Raw genomic sequence first — 21,073 nt, 5'->3', positions numbered from 1 at the left:
ACCCCCATCTTAGGTTGCACACCTCAATCGGAGGACACTATGACCCTGACGCGCCGTTCCATTCTGGGCACCCTCTGCGCTACTGCTGCGCTGCCGTCTTTTGCGGCGGGGGATAGCCCTCTTCCACGGGTAAGCTTTGTAAATGCGGATGGTGGGATGCACGACAGTGCCGATTGGGCGGGGCATCCTGTGCTGGTGATAAACTCGGCCAGCCGTTGCGGGTTCACGCCGCAGTATGACGCGATGCAGGCGGTTTATGATGCCTATGCGGATCGTGGTCTGATCGTCCTCGCCGTGCCGTCCGATGATTTCCGTCAAGAGCTGTCGTCGATTGATGAGGTCAAAGAGTTCTGCGAGCTGAACTTTAACCTGACCCTACCGATGACCGACATCACCCACGTCAAAGGGCCAGAGGCGCATCCGTTCTATCAATGGCTCGCCACGGATCATGGCTTTGTCCCGCAGTGGAATTTTAACAAGGTGCTGATTGGTGCCGATGGTCGGGTCAAAGGGACATGGGGCAGCACCACGAAACCTGATAACCGACAAATCCTCGATTTGATCGAAGCGGAACTGTCCACCTGATTTTCGGCTTTAGGCTTCTGTCGTTTCAGTTAAAACTATGCGCAACGCGGGCCACTGGGGCCTGTAACGTATTTTGAACTGAGGACGATTATGGCGACCGACACCCCCAAAGCAGAGACCGCAGCACCGCAGCTGCCCATGTTCTACAAATCGCTCGCGCTGCTGAACAAAGCGGCCCACGGCGACCTTCGTTTGCGCCCTGCAAAATCGATGAGCTTTGCGGCGAAAGCGAACTCCATCGTTCTGGCGGGTTCTGAATTTGCTTCGGCCAGCCACGACTACCCGATCGTGTTCAGCGGCAAGGGCGCAGAGCCGACCGCCTTTGCGGTGACAGGTCGTAAAACGGGCGAGAACATGTTTGTGTCGAAAGACGGCGCGTGGAAGAAGGGCGCGTATGTTCCCGCCTACGTCCGCCGCTATCCCTTTATGCTGGTGAAGTCGCCAGACGGCACCACCTACAACATGGCGATTGATCCCGAGTCCGAGATGATCCATGCGAAAATCGGCGATCCGCTGTTTGATGGCGATCAGCCGTCCAAGGCGACCGAGCGGATGCTGGAGCTGAGCAAATCCTTCATCATGGACATGGAGCGGACCGCGACCATCATCCGCCAGTTGGAGACGCTGGACCTCCTCGAAGAGCGTCAGGTTGAAGTGACCCTCGCCAACGGAACCAAGTCCCGCATCGGTGGTTTCCGCGTTGTAAACGAGTCGAAACTGTCTGCGCTGTCCGACGGTGATTTCCTCGCCATGCGCAAGACTGGCGCGCTGCCCGTGGTCTATATGCACCTCGTTTCGCAGCAACGGTGGGCGGCAATTCGCGGATAAGTGCTAAAGTGATACGGTAAAGGAGCGCAGAAGCTGTATTTCTGTGCCCCTTTGTCTAGCCATTGTTGCATTAGTGGTGCATATACCGACCATATTCTAATATTCGTTTCTGCTGCGCTAAAAATACTGGGGTGACATGACTAAGGCTCTAACTCTGACGCGGATTTTTGCGGGTGCTGCTCTATTGTCGCTGCTGAGCGCCTGTTTCCCTGGTGATAGTCAGTTGCCCGTGACGGGCGACAAATTGGATGAGGCCGTGGCAGAGGTTCTGCCGAACGCGCGTGTGGTCCAACTCGACGATCAAAACGTCCTGCAATTCACCGCTGAAGCTGCCAACGTCCCGCAGAGCGCGTCTGTCCCCGGTCGGTCGTCGTGGGTCTATCGTGTTGGGACTGGCGACGTTCTAAAGATCATCGTCTGGGGCGTCTCCGAACTGAACGACCCGTCACAATACATCGAAGGTGCGCCAGCACCGGGCACAGTGGTTCAGGCCGATGGAACGGTGTTCTTCCCCTATATTGGCACCGTGGATGTGTCGGGCAAAACTGTTCCGCAAATCCGTGAAGCCCTGACCGAAGGGTTGAGCGAGTATTTCCCTGACCCTCAGGTCGAAGTGCGCGTGATCGAATTTAACTCTCAGTCCGCTGTGGTCGCGGGTGCGGTCGAGAATCCGGCGCGCTACCCGCTGCGCACAAATCCGACGCGTCTTCTGGACCTCGTGGCGCAAGCGCGGCTTGACCCTGCGCGGGCGGATACGGAACGGGTGATCCTGCGTCGTGGCGGTCAGACCTATCCGATCAACCTCGATGCGTTTGTGAAATACGGTCGCGAAGCGTCGAACCCGCTGGTTCTGGATGGCGACACCGTGTTTGTGCCAGATCGCAAACCTCTCGAAGCGTTTGTTCTGGGTGAGATCAAAGCGGCGTCTTCGGTTGATATTTCGGATCGTGACGTGAGCCTGACCCAGATCCTGAGCGAAGCAGGCGGGTTGAATATCCGTGACGCTGATGCACGCGGTATCTTTGTGTTCCGCCGTGATAGTGACGGTTTGACCGTGTTCCAGTTGGATGTCTCGAACCCGAGCGCCTATCTGATCGGCACCCGTTTCGCGATGAAGGCGCAGGACGTTGTCTTTGTCACCACCGACCCAGTGTCGCGTTGGAACCGTGTGATCTCTGACCTGTTGCCGAGCGTGGGTCTCTATCAAACTGCGAGCGACATCTGATGTTTAAGTCGGTTCTGGTCGTTTGCACGGGGAACATATGCCGTTCGCCAGTTGGGGAACGGGCGCTCGCGGCGCTGTGCCCGCACTTAACCGTCACCTCTGCTGGGATCGGTGCGTTGGTCGGCAAGGGTGTCGATAAGGATGCAGCGGCCGTTGCGACCGCGCATAACGTCAACGTCGAGGGTCATGCGGCCCGTCAGATCACTGCCGAAATTCTTGCGGCGCATGATCTGGTTTTGGTGATGGGTCCAGAACACCGCCAATACATCCGCGAGAATTTCCCGCAGGCGAGTGGCAAAACGATGATGTTCGACAAATGGGAGCGCGATGCAGGCATCGAAGACCCCTACCGTCAGAGCGTTGAATTTCATGAATTGGTATTTGCCGAGATCGATAAATCGGCTCGGTCTTGGGCCAAACGGCTCGGGTAAAGTATTGGAGGCCGTTACGTGGCTAACGAAAAAGATTTTGACGACGAAATTGACCTAGCCGAACTGTTTCACGTGCTTTGGGCGCGGAAGCTGTTCATTGCGGCATTTGCCATTGGTTTCGCTGTTGTCGGGTTTCTCTACGCGAAATCCCAGACGCCGATTTTCCAATCGACGGCTCTCGTTCAGCTCGAAGAACGGTCGAGCGGTGGTGATCTGCCTGTCGAACTGCAGGCGCTGATGGGCAGCAGCTCGGGCGGTCGTGCGGCGACCGAGATCGAGATCCTGAAATCCCGTAGCGTGGCGAGTGACGCGGTGAATGCCTTGGGTCTGCATATCGATGCGGCCCCGCGTGAACTGCCGTATCTGGGAAATATCTTCCGCCACCTTGGTGTGCCTCATTTCGGCACCTCGTGGCTCAAAGCTTATTCGTGGCAGTCTGAGACGATCGAGGTCGGCGTGCTGCGTGTGCGGTCCCAGTGGATCGGCGAGGACATCGTTGTCATCAAAACGGGGGAGACTTCGTTTGACGTGGAACTGCCCGATGGATCGGTGATCTCGGGCGAGGTCGGCACGCCTGTTGAGGGTGGCGAAGAGTTTGCCTTGCGGGTTGATGCGCTGACCGGACCTGTGGGTCGCGAATACATCGTGTCGAGCCGTGATCCGGTGCTGATTGCGACTGGGTTGGCCAGTAGTTTGAGCGTGGCCGAAGTTGGCCGCCAATCGTCGATCCTTCGCCTGACCTATCGCCATCCTGATCGCGCGATGGCGTCGGACGTGTTGGATGCTGTGATGGCGGCCTATGTGCGTCAGAACATTCAGCGTGGTGCGGCCTCGGCCGAGAAGAGCCTCGAGTTCATTGAGGATCGTTTGCCCGACGCAGAGGCGCAGGTTCAGGCGGCGCAATTGGCGTTAAATTCGTATCAGAGGTCGGTGTCGTCCGTCGATTTGACCTTTGAAACGCAGCAAGTTCTATCCAGCGCGGCTGAGATTGAGGCGCAGTTGAATGAACTTCAGATGCAACAGGCGGAATTGGCGCTCGATGTCACGCCGAACCATCCGAGCTATAAGCGTCTCGAAGAAAATCGTGTGATCCTTGAGGAACGTTTGGCTGCCATTCGTGAGGAAACCCAAGGGTTGCCCGAGCAACAGTTGGAAGTGTTCAACCTCAATCGCGATCTGCAGGTGGCACAGGAAATCTACCAATCCCTGTTGCAGCGTCGTCAGGAATTGCAGGTCGTTCGTGCGTCGACCATCGGCAATATTCGCGTAATCGACAGCGCATTGACGGGACGGTTTGCAGTTGAACCACGGACTAAAGTGATTGTCATGCTCGCGGCGGTTTTGGGCCTGATCACTGGCGTTGCTGCGATCCTTGTTCCGCGTATGTTGCGGCGGACGGTGGATGGGGTTGAGGACCTCGAAAAGCTGGGCCTTTCGGTCTTTGCCTCTGTTGGATTCTCGAAGCTGGCAGACCAATCGTCGAACAAGAACAAAACCATGTCCATTCTGGCAATTGATCGCCCCACTGACCTCGCGGTCGAGGCATTGCGGTCGCTGCGGACCTCGCTGCACTTTGGGATGATTGATGCAAAGTCGCAGTCGCTGGCGATTACATCGCCGTCGCCCGGTGTTGGTAAGTCGTTTACTTCTGTGAACCTCGCCGCTGTGATGGCGCAGTCGGGGCAGCGGGTTGTCGTGATCGATGCCGACTTGCGGCGTGGGGTTCTGCGCAAGTATTTCGACTGTCCGCGCGATGCGAATGGTCTGTCGGACGTTCTGGCGCATGATGTAAAGCTAGAGGACGCGGTGCGAAAGGGACCGATTGAGAACCTGTTCTACGTCACCTCGGGTCACTATCCGCCGAACCCGTCGGAATTGCTGATGCGGGCCGAGTTTGAGCAAGTGATCAAGCAACTGTCGGAACAGTTTGATTTCGTAATTGTCGATGCTCCGCCGATTTTGGCTGTGACAGACCCTGTTATCCTGTCGAAATACGTTGGCGCGACGATGATTGCGGCGCGTCACAAAGAAACGGCTGTGCCCGAGCTTGAGGCGGCGATCCGTATCTTTGAATCGAGTGGTGGTAAGTTCACCGGTGCGATCCTTAACGGCTACAAGGCGGACTCGTCGGGCAAGGGTGGGTATTACTACTACTACAACAAACGCTATGCCTATGATGACAAAGGCAGCAAAGACTGATCGGATGAATGGCGGGTTTTGACCCGCCATTTTTCTTTGGGCCGTGTAAATTAAGATCAGAGTTTTGAGTCGTCTGGCGCTGCTAGGCGGCTTTTTCTGTTTTTGGGATGGGTTTTGGATTTTCGTATTCTTGCCTGCGTGTCGTGAGAATTTTGTTCTGGAATTAGGTGGAGTGCGACACTTGAAAGAGAAAATAATTCCAACTACCTGCGGTTTCGAACAAGACTTAAAGGTGTCGAAATGAAATTCCTTGCTCCTGCTTTTGTAGCCGCTCTTGGCTTTGCCTCTGCTGTTGAAGCGAACACGTATGGGCCTCTCGTGACGCCTGCTGAACTGGCGGCGTCGATTGATGATGTGCAACCAATCCTAATTGATATTCGTAACGATGGTTATGCCGAGGCCCACGTCGATGGTGCGCTTTGGGCGCCGTATCGTATGTTCCGTGGCCCTGAAGAAAATCCAGGTGCGCTGGTTGATGTGACTGCGCTCGAGGGGAACCTAGAACAGTTGGGTCTGGAGTATGACCTGCCGATCGTCATCATCACTGAAGGCAAAACAGACACTGATTTTGGTGCTGCGGCGCGGGTCTATTGGACGCTGAAGTCCACTGGCTTTACCGATTTGTCGATCCTGAACGGTGGTCAGGCCGCATGGGCGGCGGCGGGTCTGCCGATCAACGCGACAGTCGAGTCGTCGATCCCGTCGGAATTGGATCTGACCTTTAGCCACGAGTGGCTGGCGGAAACCTCGGATGTTGAGGCTGTGACCACAGGTGCGGCGCAGGCGATCCTCGTCGATGCGCGTCCCGAAGATTTCTATCTGGGCCGCAAGGGTCATGACGCGGCGGACCGTCCGGGCACGCTGCCGGGTGCGATTAACTACGTTTACACATCGTTCTTTGATGACGGTGCTGCGGCGATCCGTGGAGCGTCGAATGTGGATGAGTTGAAGGTGGCCTTGGGTGTCGAAGAGGGCAAAGACATTGTGTCCTTCTGCAACACGGGTCACTGGGCGGCGACGAACTGGTTTGCACTTTCGGAACTGGCTGAGCTAGAGAACGTGAAACTCTACGCAGGGTCGATGGTGGAATATTCCAATGCGGGTCTTCCGATGGAAAACACTCCGGGCCTGTTCCGTAACCTATTGAACCAGATTGGTTTCTAAGATGTCTGAACACGTGATTGCGGGGGCTTTGGCCCCCCGTCCGATCCTAAAGCGCGGTGGCCTGATTGTGGCTGCCGTGTTCGTCGTTTTGGCCGTGGCTGCGCTGGCGGGGGCTCGATATGGGCTGATGCTGGCGGTCGGCTTGGGCTTTGGCCTCGCCCTCGAAGGGTTGCGGTTCGGATTTGCGGGGCCGTGGCGTGCGATGATCCTGCGGCGTGAACCGTCGGGATTGTGGGCGCAGTTGCTGGCGATTGGGATCGTCACCGTCTTTGCCCTGCCGTTGATTGCGAACCACGGTGGTGAACTGAACGGCGCGCAGGCCCCGATTGGCTTTGCGATGATCGCCGGGGCCTTTGTGTTCGGCGTTGCAATGCAGGTCGTTTTGGGCTGCGGATCGGGGACATTGGTTAACGCCGGGTCTGGGAACCCCGTGTCGTTGGTCGCGCTGCCATTCTTTGCCATCGGGAGCTTTGCGGGCGCATATCACCTGTTCTGGTGGACGGGTTTGGGGGCGCTGCCGATCATGAACTTTGAAGGGTGGAGCGGTGTTCTCATCACGCTCGGCCTGTTGTTTTCGGTCGCGATGGTGGCATGGAAATTCGCAACGCCACAGACCCGCGTTTTGCCGCGTCGATTGGTGATTGCGGCGGTCGTGATCGCGGCATTGGCGCTGGCGAACCTGTTGATCGCTGGCCAGCCGTGGGGCGTGGTTTACGGTCTTGGCCTCTGGGTGGCGAAGGGCGCAGTGGCGGCGGGCGTGGACCTGTCGGGCTCTGCGTTTTGGGCGGCACCTGCGACGGCAGAACGTGTCACCAGTTCTGTGCTGACCGACTACACGTCGTTGACGGATATCGGCATCATCCTTGGCGCGTTCTTTGTCGCGAGCTGGAGGGTAGGGGGACTGTCCGCGAAACTGCCATCCTTGCCCGCGCGGGCGTGGGTCGGGACAATCGTGGCGGGGTTCCTGCTAGGGTATTCGTCGCGTTTGGCCTTTGGTTGCAATGTGGGCGCGTTCTTTTCAGGGATTTCGACAGGGAGCCTGCACGGTTGGGTGTGGTTCGGCGCTGCCTTTGTCGGGTCGATTTATGGGATCAAACTGCGTCCCATTCTGGGATTGGAGGCACGGTCATGACCAGACGTTTCACAGCAGGTATCGCCGTTCTGGCCGTCGCTGGTTTGATTGGCTGGGATCTAAAGGCCAGCCCGCCGAATCCTTATGCTGCACCTCCGATCCTCGCCATTGGGTCGGGGTTATCAGCGGCTGGCGGGTTCTGTGGGGCGCTACCAAACTAGGCCGACGGCCTATCACCTTGAACATTCGTGGTTTGTTTGTCGGGCGGGCGCGGGATCGGGTTGATTTCTGCGCCCGTCAGCATAGGCTTGGTTCCTAAGCTGGGGCGTAAATCAACGGGGTGGTCGGAATACTTAATAACTTGCGCATCAATGTTGGTGGCGGGCCGCTGGCGTCGGAGCCGTTGCACGATGGATTTGCGGTATCACGGCTATACCGTATGCGTCGGTTTGCGCGCAGAAAACCCCTTGGGTTTTTGCTGTATTTCCTGCCGGTTATCCTGTTGTGGACATATCCGATGTCCTATGGAGCCGCGATTTTCGGTCATAATGCCTTTGCAGTTCAATACTCCCCGTCGATCTCGTTCTATGTGCTCGCCCTTGGTGTTCTGATCTATCCAACCAGACTGATCTGGGTGCCTGCGCTGGTGTTTCTATTCGCCCTTTGCGCGCCGTTCCTCCTACCCTTTGTCGATATGTCGGTTTGGCACGAATTGCTGCTGCGTGCGCCGCAAGTGGTCATTGCTTTCTTTGTGGTGAACCTGATTGCGGCGTTGATCGTTGGGGTGGTCGCGAGAGAGACGATCGGGTTATTCCGAAGCAGGCTCTTACCTTACACGGCGGATCTTCTTCTCGCGCTTCTGGCGCAGGTCGTTTATTTGATTGTGAACCTGATCATGATCGCGATTTTCGTGAACGTGATGAAGTCGTTGCCCGCGGATATTCAGGGTTTGGTTGGTTACGACGAACACTACTTTGATCTTGCACTGAAACGTGTGCTGCGCGGATGTGCGGTGATTTTGGTGTTTTTGCTGCTGTTTCTGCATCGCCCGCAGAAGCTAGAGCTGCTCTACCTGCTGCCTTCAATCTTTGTGTTCTCGACGCTTGGCGTTATTCACGCGTCTGGCTTTGGGCAAAGTAACCAGATGGAAGCTGGCTTTGTGATTATGGCTTTGGCGCTCCTTATGCCGCAGTCTATCGCACCGCTGAGCCTTGTGGTTGGGGTCGGATTTTACGCTGTGCTGACGGGCACATTCCTAACCGATCTGGTGCCCGAGACCGCTCATGAAAATGCGATGGATTACTACGGCACGGTCCTATTGAACTTGGGGACCTACATTCTGGCGCTTCGCGGCTATATGGAACGTCGGTTGCAATTGGCGCGGGACAGTATTGAACGGCTCGACGCGGCGCGGGATTTCGCGGGCGTTGGGATTTTTCAGGTCAATCAGAACCTCGGCATGGTGCAGCTTGACCCGACGAGCATGCGGGTATTGGGCGTCGATACTGTATATACGCCGGTGCGGGACATCTATGCTCGGTTCGCGCCCGAGTCCCGTCAGCGGATGGCTGAGATGGGGATCGTTGAGCCGGGGCAAACGTATAAGCATGTTCTTCGGGTCATTCGCGGACCTGGTGACGAATGCATGATCCGCATCTTTATCTGGGCGCAATATGCGGAAAGCGGGGCAAAACTGGCCTACGGGTTGGTGCTGGATATTACCGACGAACAAGCGACAGAGTCCGCGTTGCGTCATGCGTTGACCGACCTTGAGGCGCGGGATGAAAAGCAGCGGCGGATGTTCTCGATCATCTCGCATGAAATCCGCACACCAGCATCGGTCATGGCGATGTTGATCGAGGATTTGGAGCCGTCCGAGACTGAAGCGATGAAGCCGAAACTGGCAGAGGCCTCGCACCAATTATTGGGCGTGCTCAGCGATATGCGGCAGGCGGTGAATCCCGAAGAGAACCTCGCTGTGGTGAAATCGCCCTATGTGCCTGCGGAATTGGCAGAGACGGTGCGCAATACCTATCAAGCGCAGGCCAAGAAAAACCACATGAACATCAAGCTCAAGCTCGGCGCGGGGGCGGATGTTTGGCGGATCGGGGATCAGTTGCGGACAAAGCAGTTGGTTGGAAACCTTGTGCGCAATGCCTTGCTGCATTCGCGGGGCCGGACGGTCGAGATTATCTTTGAGGCGCAGCCTGAGGACGACGGGCAAATGTGGTCCGTTTGGACTGTGCGCGACGATGGGATCGGGATTCCGCCCGATGAAGTCGATCGTCTGTTTGAACCTTTCGAGAGGGGCGGCAAAGATCCACGTAATCAGGCGGATGGCAGCGGGCTTGGTCTATATATTGCGAAGACGGCGGTGGAGCTGCTGGGCGGGTCGATCACATATATCGAACGGGCGCGAGGGGCGTGTTACCAGATCAGACTGCCTGAGGACCTCGCCACTGATCTGGTGATAGAGGAACCGTCGGATCACGAAGCGATTGAACTGTCGATGCTGCATGTGCTGTTGGTCGAAGATAACCCACTCGTCGCTGAGGTGACGCAATCACGGTTGGCCAAGATTTTCGCTGACGTGACCTTGGCGCGGAATGGTGAGGACGCGCTGAGGATGGCGCGGGAAAATCAACCCGACCTTCTGATAACGGACCTGTTCATGCCTAAGATGGAGGGCGACCAGTTGATCCGCGCCCTGAAAGAGTTGGACCATGATTACGTGATGATTGGCCTGACGGCGGCGGCTGTGGGCAATGATATGGAGCGGTTCAGGGACGCGGGCGCCGATCTGGTGATGTCCAAGCCGCTGGACAGTGACGCGCTGATTGCGTTTCTGGCTGGGTGATTAGCTGGTCGCGGTTGGTGCCGATTGCATGCCAACATCCATGAATTCATCCAAGAATAGCGACATGAGCTCCACGCGCGACGTGACGCCTGCCTTGCGAAAGACGTTGTGCGAGTGAACCTTGACCGTGCCGACGGTGCAATTGCGCAGTTCGGCGATGTCTTTGGATGCCAGCCCGCGCATAAGCAAAAGCGCGATGTCCGACTCGGACGGGGTGAGGGACCATTCGTTGAATTGCGCGTGAACGTGGCTGTCGAAATCGTTGCGAAGGGAATGGAGCGTTTCGCGCTGGCGGGCGTTCTTTGTCTTTAGCTCGGTGATGTAGACCGACAAGAGAACCATGCCGAATCCAAGTACGGTGACGGCGAGAATCTCGAAAATGAGGTGTGAGAGGTCACCGAATTGATAGCCGCGGCCTTCGCTGAGGTGTTCGCTCAGGTCAACGATGACATCCTGAGCGAAGAAAAGTCCTGAAATCCCCATGCCCCAAAAGATGATGGTCGCGAAGGTCGCATTTTCGAATTTGGTGGTGGAATACATTGGATCGCCCTTTTTTATATGATCTAGACTTAGGGCTAATCCTACTAAAATTGCCATAAACCATCGGTATAGAGGCAAAAAACGGCTCAAAATACACCTTTGGCATATTTGGGGGTGGGGATGCGGCGGTCATAACGGTCCCATCGAAGGCGCAGTAGACAACGTTGCGTCGAACACTTGGAGACTAGACATGAAAACACTTTCGTTTGCCGCCATCGCGCTCGCACTTTCGGTTACTGCAGCTTCTGCTCAGGACTTTGTTCAAGCGCAGATCGACAGCCTGTTTGCGCAGGGCTACACACATTTTTCGGTTCGCCGCGGCGTTCTGAACTCTTCGGTTGAGGCCTATTCGCCGACTGGTCTGGAAACGACTGTCGTCCTCGATAACTCGACCGGCGAAGTTGTGAGCCAGCGCGTTGAGACCAATGATGCAGCAGTTGTTGCGGGCACGATCCAAGAGATCGAACAGAAGCACCTTGGCGAAGTTCGTGGTTCGGACGACCTTCTGGTTGAAGTTACGACCGCAACTGGCGACGTGATTTTGGTCGAAGCTGGTGAACTTCGCAGCGCGCCAAAAGCTGGTAGCGACGATGTATATACGACCGTAACTACAGCTGCCGGCGAGACGGTTTACGTCGAAGCAGATGATCACGGTTCGAACGATGACAACGATCATGTAGGCGGGTCAGACGATCACTCTGTCGGTTATGACGACGACAGCAACGATGATGATCATGGGTCCGATCATGACTCGAATGACGACAATGACGATGACCACGGCTCCGATCATGACGATGATCACGGTGATGATGATCATGACGATGATCACGGTTCGGACCACGACGACGACTGATCGTCGCTTGTGACCAAAGCTGCAGGGCGGTACATCTGCCCTGCATTCGAAAGGTCCCGTCATGCAGAGCTTGCGTCATTTCCTAACGGCAACGGACACTGATCCGTCGCTCGTTTTCCTGATCGAAGATATAGCAGCGAGCTGTGCCCGTATTGCCAGTCATGTGCGTGACATGGCGTTTGAGGGAAACCTTGGGCAAACGGATGAGACGAACGTTCAGGGCGAGGCACAAAAGCCGCTCGACATCGTGGCGAATGATATCTTCCTTGAGACGTGTAACGGTGGCCACGTGGCCGCGTTGGTTTCTGAGGAGATGGACGAGGTTCAGTGGCTCAAGGAACCGAAGGCGGGGGATTACATCCTCTACTTTGATCCGCTGGACGGGTCGTCCAATTTGGACGTGAACATGACCGTCGGGTCGATCTTTTCGGTCATGCAGGTGCAGGCGGACGGCGATCGGACGGTTTTGCGTAAGGGGCGGGATCAGATCGTGGCGGGTTATGCGATCTACGGTCCGTCGACGATGCTGGTGCTGACGATGGGGCAGGGGGTCCACGGGTTCTCTGCGCGGCACGGGACGGGTGATTTCCGTTTGACCCACGGCGATATTCGTGTGGCCGAAGAAACGGCTGAGTTCGCGGTGAACATGTCGCGGATGCGGTTCTGGGATGCGCCTGTGCGGGAGTATGTTGAACAGTGCCTCGCCGGCAAAGACGGTCCGCGCGGCAAGGATTTCAACATGCGCTGGATTGCCTCCCTCGTGGCCGAGGTTCATCGCATCCTGATGCGGGGCGGCGTGTTCATGTATCCCGTCGATGCAAAGCTGCGGGATAAGGGTGGTCGGTTGCGGCTGATGTATGAGGCGAACCCGATGGCGATGATCATGGAGCAAGCGGGCGCTGCAGCGACGAACGGCGTGAGCGATATCCTCGACCTGCAACCCGAGGATCATCACCAGCGAGTGGGTCTGATCCTCGGAGCGAAGTCCGAGGTTAAGCGGTTAACGCAAGCTGTTCCTGAGTAACTTGTGCGCGGGTCTTTTGACCGAGGAAGTCTAGGAGGAGCCAAACACGCTTCTCCGCGTCGATCTTTTCAATGGTCGCCACGAATTCCGCAAAGGGGCCCGAGGTGATTTCGACTTCGTCACCAGCCTTGAGCGTGGGTGGGGGCATAAGTTTACCGTTCTGATCGCTACGGGCCATGATGCCGTCGATCAGATCTTGGGCAACAGGGGAGGGTTTATTGGCAAAGGTCACAAGTCGCGCTACGCCAACGGTGTTGTTCACCTTGCGCCACGGGGCTGTGTCGGGATCAAAGCCGACAAAGAAGTAACCAGGGAACAATGGTTTGACGGACTGAATGAACCGCGAGCCGTTCCGTTTGGTTGAGTCGATCATGGGGAGAAAGGTGCGAAACCCCTGACGTTCGAGGTTTTTTTGCGCCAGTTTGAACGCATTAGGTTTGTTCTGAACAACAAACCAGTGGATTTGAGAAGCAGTGGTCATAATCAATCTCGTTCAAATTTGAGCAATCTCTAACGCATCTATGTAAAAATTCATAGCGCGGATCATTTAGGGTCTATTTGTGTCGGTACCGGTTCCGTGAAAATGTGGTTAGTGGTCAAGTCAAGGTTGAAAAGCGCTGCCTAGAATGATGGCAAAAATGGTTAGTTTGCCGTATAGCGGGAATCATTGATGAAGACAGGGCCTAAATTTGGCCTAGGGTTGTATTTTGCGGTATTCCGCAGTTAGTATCAAAATGATATTTTGATAGGGTTGTAGTGGGTGACAGATATGGGAATTCGTGAGATGGCTGTAGAGCTACTAGTGAACAACTGGGTATCGCTGTTTGTCACCTTTTCGGTGGCTTTTGCGGTTGCGCGTCTGCTCGTTCTATTTGCTCGCCACTTCCCGATCCTATGTGGCCAATCTGCGAATGTGTCCGCTGTTCAGTCGGCGCATTCTAAACCCACGCCGAGAGTAGGGGGCGTTGCGATTTTCACCGCCCTCGTTCTGACGGTTTTCTATGTGCCCGAAACGATCGCGGTGAGCTATCCGTCCTTCTTGGTCGCTGCGGGGCTTTTGTTCTTTGTCGGTCTGGCAGAGGATCTCGGCTTCGGTATCAGTCCGCGCTGGAGGTTGCTCGCTGCTGTTGGTGCGAGCCTCGCTGCGGTGGTAATGTTGGGCATTTGGCTGCCGCGCCTGAATATACCTTACGTCGATGTAGCGATGGGCTATTGGATCATTGGGGTGCCCGTGACGCTGTTCATCACGGCTGGTGTCGCGAATGGTTTTAACCTGATTGACGGTGTGAACGGGCTATCGGGCTATACTGGGATCGTCGCGGCGCTGGCCTTGGCTGCTATTTCGGTTCAGGCGGGCAATGACGTGATGGCTCTTGTCTCGCTATTTCTTGCATGTGCGGTCGCTGGGTTCGTCCTTGTCAATTATCCGCGTGGAATGATCTTTTTGGGAGACGCGGGGGCCTACACGCTTGGTTTCGTTTTGGCTTGGTTTGGGATTGCACTCCTCAATGCCGCGCTGAGCGTTTCGGCATGGTCGATCCTATTGACCGTTTATTGGCCGCTCTGTGACACGCTGCTGGCCATGTATCGTCGGTCGCGGAGCAAACGAGATGCGATGGCCCCTGATCGGCTTCATGCGCACCAGCTTGTCATGCGGAGTCTTGAGATCTTGGTCCTGGGACGCGGTCGTCGTAACCTCGCGAACCCGTTGACGACACTTGTGCTCGCGCCGTTTGTCGCTGCGCCGCCCTTGGCCGGTGTTCTGCTTTGGAACAATCCGCTTTTGGCGTTTGGCTTCGCCGTGGTATTTTTGGGCTTATTCTGGGGAACGTACTTTTTTGCTGCCGACATGGCGCGGGTTTATCGTCGTCGTAGCGATCCGCGCATTTCGGTCGTGCGGGAGGGTCCTACATTTGCTGGGCCTGCGAAGCCTGTGGCGGTGTTTAAGGTGGCACCTGAGCAATCTATGGCCGCTCCACGTCGCGTTCCTCGAGAAGAGCTCACGTCTGGTTCTCAGCTTTAGATTGATTACTTGGATTAGTCTTTTGTCGGGAGTGAGCTATTCCGACCTTCAGAATATAGTTTGTTTCTATAGCGCGGGGATAGGTGTTATCGGGCATTTAGACTTGGTCGTTACCCTAAATGGGTCAGGACCTCAGTCACCTTCGCTGCTGTCCCTTGATTTGACAAATATGCCTGAACGTCATCGTTAAGCGGTCGGGACCTAAGGCGAACAATAGCGTCTCGAAGATGCGCCCTGTCCGGCGTGATTATACCGACACCCGCCGAAACTAAGTCCTCAAAGTCATCTTTGAAGAGGCGCCCAATGCCGCCAGCGACGATCGGGATCCCTTTCAAGATCGCCTCATAGGCATTGTGGCCTGCGCCTTGGTTAAAGGTGTCTCCGATAAAGGCCGCATATGAGGCCTCGTACCATGTGCCGAGCTCGCCGTAGCTGTCAGCGATAAAGACAGGGGCCTCTTGTTTTGGCAGGCCCTCAATTGAGCGTCGTGGAGCCGTTAGCCCGAACTCTTTTGCGGCAGCTAGGAAATCGTCTGACTGTTCCTTCCACCTTGGAACTAAGATCATTCGCAGGTTTGGGTCTTGAGCATGGGCCTGCAGAAATGCGTCCAAAACGATACGGACTTCGCCAGTTGCGACTGATGCGGCCGTGAAAATTTGGCGCGCCCCCCAGACTGAGTTCAATTGCTCGCGTAGATCGGGTGTTGAGGGAAGAGGTTCGCAATCCAGTTTGAGGTTTTTCCCAAGAAATTTTATCGCGTCTGGCCGCATGACGTCGTTTGCCATCTTTGCAGAAGCTTCCGTGATGAAATGGATGTAGTCGATGTGAGCCAAGAACCATTTGCCGAGGTCTTGGAGTTTTCCAAAATCTTCAAGCAGTCGTCCGTCCAGTTGTCCGTTTACGACTGCAGTTGGGACCCTGCGCTTTCGTAATTCGGTCAACATGTTTGGCCACAAATCACGTTCGCAAAAGATCGCGACCGATGGCTTCCAGTGATCGAGAAATCGGCGGCTAATGTAGAGACCATCATGCGATGCCAGCTGTCTGATCACACGTGGATTATCTTTCCAACGGGAGAATATCCCTTGGGCGGATACTGTGCGGGTCGTGACGAGAACGAGAGCTGTTGGGTCGCTGGCTAAGAGTTTAGCGAGGAGAGCCTGGTTCGCCGTTGAATCCCCAGGTCCGATGGAGTTCATCCAATAGAGCTTTCCAGCGGGGCGCTCGGGTAGGTTCAGGGCGACGCGTTCGTATGCGCGGTCATAGTTCTCTTCAGGGTTCTTTTTCGCGGCGCGCCGAACCAAGTATAAAATCAGGCTTGTCGGGAGTAGGCGCGTAATCATCAAATAGACGCCGAGCAGTATGCGATGCGCCAGAGGGACCTGTTTCAGTGTCGCTTTGACATAGTCATCCTTGGAACGTGGATCGATTGCGATTATGTCATTCATTGAGGTACCTATTTGAGAGCAGAGCCAGCGAACTGGCGATAGATCAGCTCTCAGGCAACATAATTTGGAAAAGGCATCACAATCAATGTCTACTCAGACTGTCGTACTCATTCCTGCTCGGATGGAGAGCACCCGCCTCCCCGATAAGCCGCTTAAGAAGATCGCAGGCCTGCCGATGATTGTGCACGTGGCGAAGCGTTCTCAATTGGCAGCCGGTGTCGATCGCGTTGTGGTCTGCACGGACTCGCCCGAGATTTTGATGGTATGCGAAAAGTTTGGCGTAGACGTCTGCATGACTAAGTCTACTCATCGTAATGGGACTGAGCGGATCGCCGAAGCCGCAGATGTCATGGGCCTTCAGGACTATGATATCATTATCGATGTTCAGGGGGATGAGGCGTTTGTTCTCCCTGAGTACATTCAGGAAGTTGCCGATTTTACCCGCAAAACGGACTATGAGTGTGTCGTCCCGCACCAAATGATCGACGAGTACGGAAATCTTAACCGGGTTAAGATGGTGTCTCACGGGGATCGCGTGATCTACTTCTCTCGCAGCGATATTCCCTGCTATTTCGGGGATATCCGGCAGCCGATGAAAAAGCACCTCAGCATTATTGGTTTCCGCCTGTCTGGACTCAAGAAATTCGTGGCATCTGAGCCGACACCGCTTGAAAACATCGAACGCGTAGAGTTGATGCGTCTCATTGAACTGGGCGTGGCCATCGGGACATTCAGGCAAGATGGCGTCAGTCTGTCTGTCGATACCGAAGAAGATTACACTCTCGCCTGCCGCATGATGGAGCGCGATAAGGTGTTCCTAGAACTCATTAAGCCGAATGTCCTGTGATGCGCCATATTAAACACGTTTCATTCGACCTCGATGGCACGCTCATCAACTCGTTCCCCGTGATGAAAAAGGCGTGGGAGCACGCCACGGCCGAGCTGTCCATCAAATGCGGCTTCTCAAATTACAAAAAATACGTTGGCTTACCGTTCCCAAAGATCATGGAGCAGCTCGGGTTAGAGGCATACGAGCGTGACTTGTCCGACTTTTACTTTGAGACGACAAAGGCTCTGCGACACGAAGTTTCAATGATTGAAGGGGCCATTGGTCTGCTCTCGACGCTTAAAAGCCGCGGATATTCCGTTTCGATCATCACGTCCAAGCCACGCATGAATGCCGAACTCGTGGTAGAGCAAATGGGTTTCGAATATGATCTGCTGGTTTGTGGAGATGACTACATCCGTGGCAAGCCTGATCCTATCGCCGGACGTGACATCTTTAAGAACTTCGACGTCAAACCCGCGGAAGTTCTCTACGTTGGCGACATGATCTTCGATTTTCAATTTGCATTGAATTCGGGCATGGATTTTGTGTTCTTTGGGGATCAGGGGCAGAACCGACTGCCCAGTAACCTGTGCAACTCCATAAGAGAGATAGCCGAACTGGGTATGCTCATTGATGTATTGGATGCATCATAGTGGGTCGGTAATCGATCAAGCTTTTCCAGCGTGATGATTGTTCAACTTTAAACGCCGCATTGTTGATATACGGCTTCTTGTGCATGACCTGCTAAATCTAAGGTTCTAATCTTAATGAATAATAGTCAACACATCTGTTACCGCAAAGATGTTGATGGCTTGCGGGCAATCGCATTCCTCAGTGTTTTCTTCTATCATCTGGGATTTGAGTTCTTTGGATCTGGGTATTCAGGCGTCGATGTATTCTTTGTCATTTCAGGTTACCTAATCGGCGGACAGATTGTGAATTCTGTCCAGTCCGGAAGTTTTTCGTTTAGGGAGTTCTATTCAAGGCGATTTCGACGAATTTTGCCTGCGCTTTACTTTGTGATCATAAGTTGCATGGTCGTAGGGTATTTTTGGCTGCTTCCGTATGACTATCAATATTTCTTTGGGGCGGCCTTCAGCGCAGTCATTTGGTTGTCCAACGTATGGTTTATGGAGCGGATTGACTATTTCAATCCGGAAGCCGCAAACGACCCCCTCGTCCATACTTGGAGCCTTGGGGTGGAGGAGCAGTTTTACTTGTTCGCGCCACTGCTATTGATTGTTGTCTTGCGGTTGGGTGACAGGTGGCTCAATAAGGTATTGATTTGCCTAACTTTGATCAGTTTTGCTCTCGCAGTAATTATGTTTGAGCGCTTTCCTCAAAGCAGTTTTTACCTACTCCACACGCGGGCGTGGGAGCTATTGCTCGGGATAGTGGCAAGCCAAGTGAATTGGAAAATTCGCAGCTCTACCTTCTCCAATATTGTTCAGATCTTCAGCCTTACCTTAATCGTTATGGGTGTCCTTATTGTGCCGGGTGGTGTTGCTTGGCCTGGATTTTGGACACTTCTTCCGGTTCTAGGCACATTTGGCTTGCTCGTTTGCAATCATCCGAACTTGTCCGTTCCATCCGTTCTTTCGCTGAAGCCTGTCAGATGGTTTGGTCTGATCAGTTACTCCGGATACCTGTGGCATCAGCCCATAATTAGCTTTTATGAATATAAATTGGGCAGTTTGGACACACTGTTTGAGCAGCTGGTGATCCTGTCACTTACACTTGTTTTAGCCTATTTTAGCTACTTAGCCATTGAGAACCCATTTCGTGACGGGCGCTTATCGCGTCGATCATCGAGTAGGCTCTTGTGGGCTGGTAGTTTGGCTATTTTCTTTTGCGCCTTGGGTGCCCATTTCACGCTCGGGTACCCGCATCGGATGCCTCCGGGCATATCTGAGGTACTCGATATGAAGTACTCTTACGGTCCTAATCATAAACGTTGTCTATTGGTTAGGGACCGCGTCTCGGGGCTCGATCTCGACACATCTTGTGTATTGGGCGCGACCGTCGCGCCTCGATATGTGCTTTTGGGTGACAGTCATGCAAATCGGTTGGCAGATGGATTGGGCGAAATTCTGGCCCAAAGAAATGAGTCTCTCAGAGTATTTACGCTATCGTCCTGTTTGCCTGTCCAGAATATGCGGGTTTTCGAACAGCGGATTGGGGAAAAGTGTGTCGAATACAACGACATGGTTTTGGATTATCTCGATGCTCACGACGAACTAGAGATCGCGGTGATGTTTGCTGTCTGGCAAAACTACTTCAATGCTGACGGTGGTTTTGCCTATGACGTCGACCTCGGACCAAGCTTGACAGAAGACGAACGTCTCGGCGCGTTCCGTAGAAATTTTGTGGAGACCGTCGATCGTATTACGAGTACTGGCCGAAAGCTAATAATAATCTCAGGCGTTCCTGTGCCTGGCTATGATGTTCCAAGGACGCGGGCATTGCAGATGCTGCGTGGGGATGACTTGCCATCTACGGATGGTTTTCCATATCAAGACTATTTATCTGCGTCAGAAAATAGCCGTGCAATGTTTGAGATGGCTGCTGATGAGCTAGCCAATCCAGAACGCGTTGTGTTTCTCGATCCAGCGGAAGAGTTTTGTGATCGAGAGGTTTGCCATACCATTGTCAAAAGTGATTTGCTGTATTCGGATAATAATCATCCGTCTATCTTTGGTGTCGACTTAATTATGAAGCAGATAATGACTAATTTTCACTAAAAATACTGAATGAAAATAGGATTACATTTAGTAGTCGGTGATGGTGAATTCATGAATAATATCACTTTTAACACAATAGATAAGATTTTACGTGTTCACAGTACCGCCAAATCGCTTCCAATAGTCGACTATCCAATCAATTTGTCCATGACCCATATGGGGAAACTTGTCCCAGAAATTTAATCCTGGGCGCATCAGGTCAACTGGGCGTGGGTCTCCGTGAAACGCTAAGATTTTCGCATCCTCCGGTGGACGTCGCGGCGGTACGAAAAGATCGACACCAATAGGCCGCCTCAACCAGCGTTTAAAGCTAATTACCCAACCTTCGGGCCAAAAATCCATGGAACTTGCATGGGCTCCAGCAAAGTCCTGTTCGTTTTGAAAATTAAGTTTAGCCGCCTCACGGTCAGCCAAGAAAGCGTCTAAAATCTGTGTTTCTTGGCCGATGTTAAAAGCGAATACGCATGTTCCAGGTTCTGGATTTTTACGAGTAATGCCTGGGTGCCAGCTGTTTCCCATGTCAGTGGTTATGAATGGAGCTCGATGGGATAAAAATGCATCTAGATCACGCAGTATCATCATATCAAGGTCGATGAAGAGACAGCGTCCGTCTAATCCAGCTAGATCTTTTTGGTATAGGGCTAGTTTTGGCCAGACGCCACGCTGATACCATTCTTCAGGACGCAGGCCAATTTGAGGTAGTGGCTTTACTATAATATCGGGATCCAACCCCTCCGCATCTTCAGTGAAACATATGAAACTAAAGGGAATGGTCGATGCCGACTTGCAAGCGCGGTAAAGCACATTGACATAATCAGGGCCAAACAACGTGCCCCATTTCATTGTAACGATTGATGCCGCTCTTTTCATTGCCATATTTCGTATTTTTTACGTAGGTAATTTACAGCCAATTGATCTGCCTCATTTCGTCCAACGCCATTTTCGACATGGTCCCTGAGTGATGCTGTTTTATCAATAGTTCCATCAGAGTAGACTGGTCGTGCCTCGTTACCTACCCATATCATTGTCCCTGTAGTTGCGGCCATACCTGAAAGCCAAACATCATCAACTGTCCAAACAATATCTGGTATTTTAAAAGCTTCATCAGGTATTGAGTTGACTGGAATTAAAGCCCCGAGAAATCCTTCAAATACATCGACGTGACCAGCTTTTGCATAGACCCTTCTGGGGGGGGTGGACCAACCCCATGGTAAGTAACCTTTTAAAACTATATAATGCAGTTCGTCCTCCATT

At 53.9% G+C, this 21,073-nt stretch carries 20 protein-coding genes; 15 read left to right on the top strand and 5 right to left on the bottom strand.

Going from position 1 to position 21,073, the window contains the following annotated elements; all coding sequences use genetic code 11:
• Positions 1-39: 39 nt before the first annotated feature.
• From AC07ED_RS00520 to AC07ED_RS00480, 9 genes are all read left to right on the top strand, one after another.
• Positions 40-585, top strand: a complete 546-nt coding sequence (locus tag AC07ED_RS00520; RefSeq protein ID WP_105236618.1) for a glutathione peroxidase — start codon at positions 40-42, stop codon at positions 583-585.
• 90 nt (positions 586-675) lie between these two features.
• Positions 676-1,413 (top strand): SapC family protein, encoded by a 738-nt coding sequence (locus tag AC07ED_RS00515; RefSeq protein ID WP_105236617.1) that lies wholly within the window; start codon positions 676-678, stop codon positions 1,411-1,413.
• A 136-nt stretch (positions 1,414-1,549) separates the two neighbouring features.
• On the top strand, positions 1,550-2,638 hold the full coding sequence (locus tag AC07ED_RS00510; RefSeq protein WP_105236616.1) for a polysaccharide biosynthesis/export family protein: 1,089 nt from the start codon (positions 1,550-1,552) through the stop codon (positions 2,636-2,638).
• The gene (locus AC07ED_RS00505) at positions 2,638-3,069 is read left to right on the top strand and encodes an arsenate reductase/protein-tyrosine-phosphatase family protein (RefSeq protein WP_105236615.1); all 432 of its coding nucleotides are present in this window, start codon (positions 2,638-2,640) and stop codon (positions 3,067-3,069) included. Before AC07ED_RS00510 ends, AC07ED_RS00505 begins: the two co-directional genes overlap by 1 nt.
• Before the next feature lie 18 nt (positions 3,070-3,087).
• A complete protein-coding gene (locus AC07ED_RS00500; RefSeq protein ID WP_105236614.1) occupies positions 3,088-5,268 on the top strand; it encodes a polysaccharide biosynthesis tyrosine autokinase in 2,181 nt (726 codons plus the stop codon).
• A 240-nt stretch (positions 5,269-5,508) separates the two neighbouring features.
• A complete protein-coding gene (locus AC07ED_RS00495; RefSeq protein WP_105236613.1) occupies positions 5,509-6,432 on the top strand; it encodes a sulfurtransferase in 924 nt (307 codons plus the stop codon).
• A gap of 1 nt (position 6,433) precedes the next feature.
• Positions 6,434-7,564 carry a YeeE/YedE family protein gene (locus tag AC07ED_RS00490; RefSeq protein ID WP_105236612.1) on the top strand — a complete coding sequence of 377 codons (1,131 nt, stop codon included), beginning with the start codon at positions 6,434-6,436 and terminating at the stop codon, positions 7,562-7,564.
• Complete coding sequence (locus AC07ED_RS00485) at positions 7,561-7,725, top strand: hypothetical protein (protein ID WP_167668788.1); 165 nt, start codon at positions 7,561-7,563, stop codon at positions 7,723-7,725. The genes AC07ED_RS00490 and AC07ED_RS00485 overlap by 4 nt, the downstream gene beginning before the upstream one ends.
• 296 nt (positions 7,726-8,021) lie before the next feature.
• Complete coding sequence (locus AC07ED_RS00480; protein WP_158664601.1) at positions 8,022-10,361, top strand: ATP-binding protein; 2,340 nt, start codon at positions 8,022-8,024, stop codon at positions 10,359-10,361.
• Here the strand turns inward: AC07ED_RS00480 and AC07ED_RS00475 are convergent, their stop codons facing one another.
• A complete protein-coding gene (locus AC07ED_RS00475; protein ID WP_158664600.1) occupies positions 10,362-10,901 on the bottom strand; it encodes a helix-turn-helix domain-containing protein in 540 nt (179 codons plus the stop codon).
• Between the two features lie 190 nt (positions 10,902-11,091).
• Between AC07ED_RS00475 and AC07ED_RS00470 the strand changes: the two genes are divergently transcribed.
• Both AC07ED_RS00470 and AC07ED_RS00465 read left to right on the top strand, forming a co-directional pair.
• Complete coding sequence (locus tag AC07ED_RS00470; protein ID WP_105236609.1) at positions 11,092-11,754, top strand: hypothetical protein; 663 nt, start codon at positions 11,092-11,094, stop codon at positions 11,752-11,754.
• Positions 11,755-11,815: 61 nt separating this feature from the next.
• A complete protein-coding gene (locus AC07ED_RS00465) occupies positions 11,816-12,778 on the top strand; it encodes a class 1 fructose-bisphosphatase (RefSeq protein WP_105236608.1) in 963 nt (320 codons plus the stop codon).
• Here the strand turns inward: AC07ED_RS00465 and nusG are convergent.
• Positions 12,747-13,259: a transcription termination/antitermination protein NusG gene (gene nusG, locus AC07ED_RS00460; protein ID WP_105236607.1), complete on the bottom strand. Its 513-nt coding sequence runs from the start codon at positions 13,257-13,259 to the stop codon at positions 12,747-12,749. The two genes, AC07ED_RS00465 and nusG, sit on opposite strands and share 32 nt — an antisense overlap.
• 288 nt (positions 13,260-13,547) lie before the next feature.
• Here nusG and AC07ED_RS00455 point away from each other — a divergent pair, with 288 nt between their 5' ends.
• Positions 13,548-14,801, top strand: coding sequence for an MraY family glycosyltransferase (locus AC07ED_RS00455; RefSeq protein WP_105236606.1), 1,254 nt, complete (start codon positions 13,548-13,550; stop codon positions 14,799-14,801).
• A gap of 110 nt (positions 14,802-14,911) precedes the next feature.
• Here AC07ED_RS00455 and AC07ED_RS00450 read toward each other — a convergent pair whose 3' ends face one another.
• The gene (locus AC07ED_RS00450; RefSeq protein WP_105236605.1) at positions 14,912-16,249 is read right to left on the bottom strand and encodes a 3-deoxy-D-manno-octulosonic acid transferase; all 1,338 of its coding nucleotides are present in this window, start codon (positions 16,247-16,249) and stop codon (positions 14,912-14,914) included.
• 85 nt (positions 16,250-16,334) lie between these two features.
• Between AC07ED_RS00450 and kdsB the strand changes: the two genes are divergently transcribed.
• From kdsB to AC07ED_RS00435, 3 genes are all read left to right on the top strand, one after another.
• Positions 16,335-17,096, top strand: a complete 762-nt coding sequence (gene kdsB / locus AC07ED_RS00445) for a 3-deoxy-manno-octulosonate cytidylyltransferase (RefSeq protein WP_105236604.1) — start codon at positions 16,335-16,337, stop codon at positions 17,094-17,096.
• Complete coding sequence (locus tag AC07ED_RS00440; RefSeq protein ID WP_105236603.1) at positions 17,096-17,731, top strand: HAD family hydrolase; 636 nt, start codon at positions 17,096-17,098, stop codon at positions 17,729-17,731. The genes kdsB and AC07ED_RS00440 overlap by 1 nt, the downstream gene beginning before the upstream one ends.
• 114 nt (positions 17,732-17,845) lie before the next feature.
• Entirely contained in the window at positions 17,846-19,819 is a 1,974-nt protein-coding gene (locus AC07ED_RS00435) for an acyltransferase family protein (RefSeq protein ID WP_105236602.1), read from the top strand.
• 87 nt (positions 19,820-19,906) lie between these two features.
• Here AC07ED_RS00435 and AC07ED_RS00430 read toward each other — a convergent pair whose 3' ends face one another.
• A complete protein-coding gene (locus AC07ED_RS00430; RefSeq protein WP_158664599.1) occupies positions 19,907-20,695 on the bottom strand; it encodes a hypothetical protein in 789 nt (262 codons plus the stop codon).
• Complete coding sequence (locus AC07ED_RS00425) at positions 20,686-21,072, bottom strand: hypothetical protein (RefSeq protein WP_478241639.1); 387 nt, start codon at positions 21,070-21,072, stop codon at positions 20,686-20,688. The genes AC07ED_RS00430 and AC07ED_RS00425 overlap by 10 nt, the downstream gene beginning before the upstream one ends.
• Between the last annotated feature and the right edge of the window lies 1 nt (position 21,073).

The sequence above is a fragment of the Aestuarium zhoushanense genome (assembly GCF_056431045.1).
Note: the sequence above shows the minus strand (reverse complement) of the source record. Positions and strands in the feature narration are given on the sequence as shown.

Coding starts and splice junctions, on each gene's coding strand:
- AC07ED_RS00520 (WP_105236618.1), top strand. CDS start 40: ATGACCCTGACGCGCCGTTCCATTCTGGGCACCCTCTGCGCTACTGCT.
- AC07ED_RS00515 (WP_105236617.1), top strand. CDS start 676: ATGGCGACCGACACCCCCAAAGCAGAGACCGCAGCACCGCAGCTGCCC.
- AC07ED_RS00510 (WP_105236616.1), top strand. CDS start 1,550: ATGACTAAGGCTCTAACTCTGACGCGGATTTTTGCGGGTGCTGCTCTA.
- AC07ED_RS00505 (WP_105236615.1), top strand. CDS start 2,638: ATGTTTAAGTCGGTTCTGGTCGTTTGCACGGGGAACATATGCCGTTCG.
- AC07ED_RS00495 (WP_105236613.1), top strand. CDS start 5,509: ATGAAATTCCTTGCTCCTGCTTTTGTAGCCGCTCTTGGCTTTGCCTCT.
- AC07ED_RS00490 (WP_105236612.1), top strand. CDS start 6,434: ATGTCTGAACACGTGATTGCGGGGGCTTTGGCCCCCCGTCCGATCCTA.
- AC07ED_RS00485 (WP_167668788.1), top strand. CDS start 7,561: ATGACCAGACGTTTCACAGCAGGTATCGCCGTTCTGGCCGTCGCTGGT.
- AC07ED_RS00480 (WP_158664601.1), top strand. CDS start 8,022: ATGTCCTATGGAGCCGCGATTTTCGGTCATAATGCCTTTGCAGTTCAA.
- AC07ED_RS00475 (WP_158664600.1), bottom strand. CDS start 10,901: ATGTATTCCACCACCAAATTCGAAAATGCGACCTTCGCGACCATCATC.
- AC07ED_RS00470 (WP_105236609.1), top strand. CDS start 11,092: ATGAAAACACTTTCGTTTGCCGCCATCGCGCTCGCACTTTCGGTTACT.
- AC07ED_RS00465 (WP_105236608.1), top strand. CDS start 11,816: ATGCAGAGCTTGCGTCATTTCCTAACGGCAACGGACACTGATCCGTCG.
- nusG (WP_105236607.1), bottom strand. CDS start 13,259: ATGACCACTGCTTCTCAAATCCACTGGTTTGTTGTTCAGAACAAACCT.
- AC07ED_RS00455 (WP_105236606.1), top strand. CDS start 13,548: ATGGGAATTCGTGAGATGGCTGTAGAGCTACTAGTGAACAACTGGGTA.
- AC07ED_RS00450 (WP_105236605.1), bottom strand. CDS start 16,249: ATGAATGACATAATCGCAATCGATCCACGTTCCAAGGATGACTATGTC.
- kdsB (WP_105236604.1), top strand. CDS start 16,335: ATGTCTACTCAGACTGTCGTACTCATTCCTGCTCGGATGGAGAGCACC.
- AC07ED_RS00440 (WP_105236603.1), top strand. CDS start 17,096: ATGCGCCATATTAAACACGTTTCATTCGACCTCGATGGCACGCTCATC.
- AC07ED_RS00435 (WP_105236602.1), top strand. CDS start 17,846: ATGAATAATAGTCAACACATCTGTTACCGCAAAGATGTTGATGGCTTG.
- AC07ED_RS00430 (WP_158664599.1), bottom strand. CDS start 20,695: ATGGCAATGAAAAGAGCGGCATCAATCGTTACAATGAAATGGGGCACG.
- AC07ED_RS00425 (WP_478241639.1), bottom strand. CDS start 21,072: ATGGAGGACGAACTGCATTATATAGTTTTAAAAGGTTACTTACCATGG.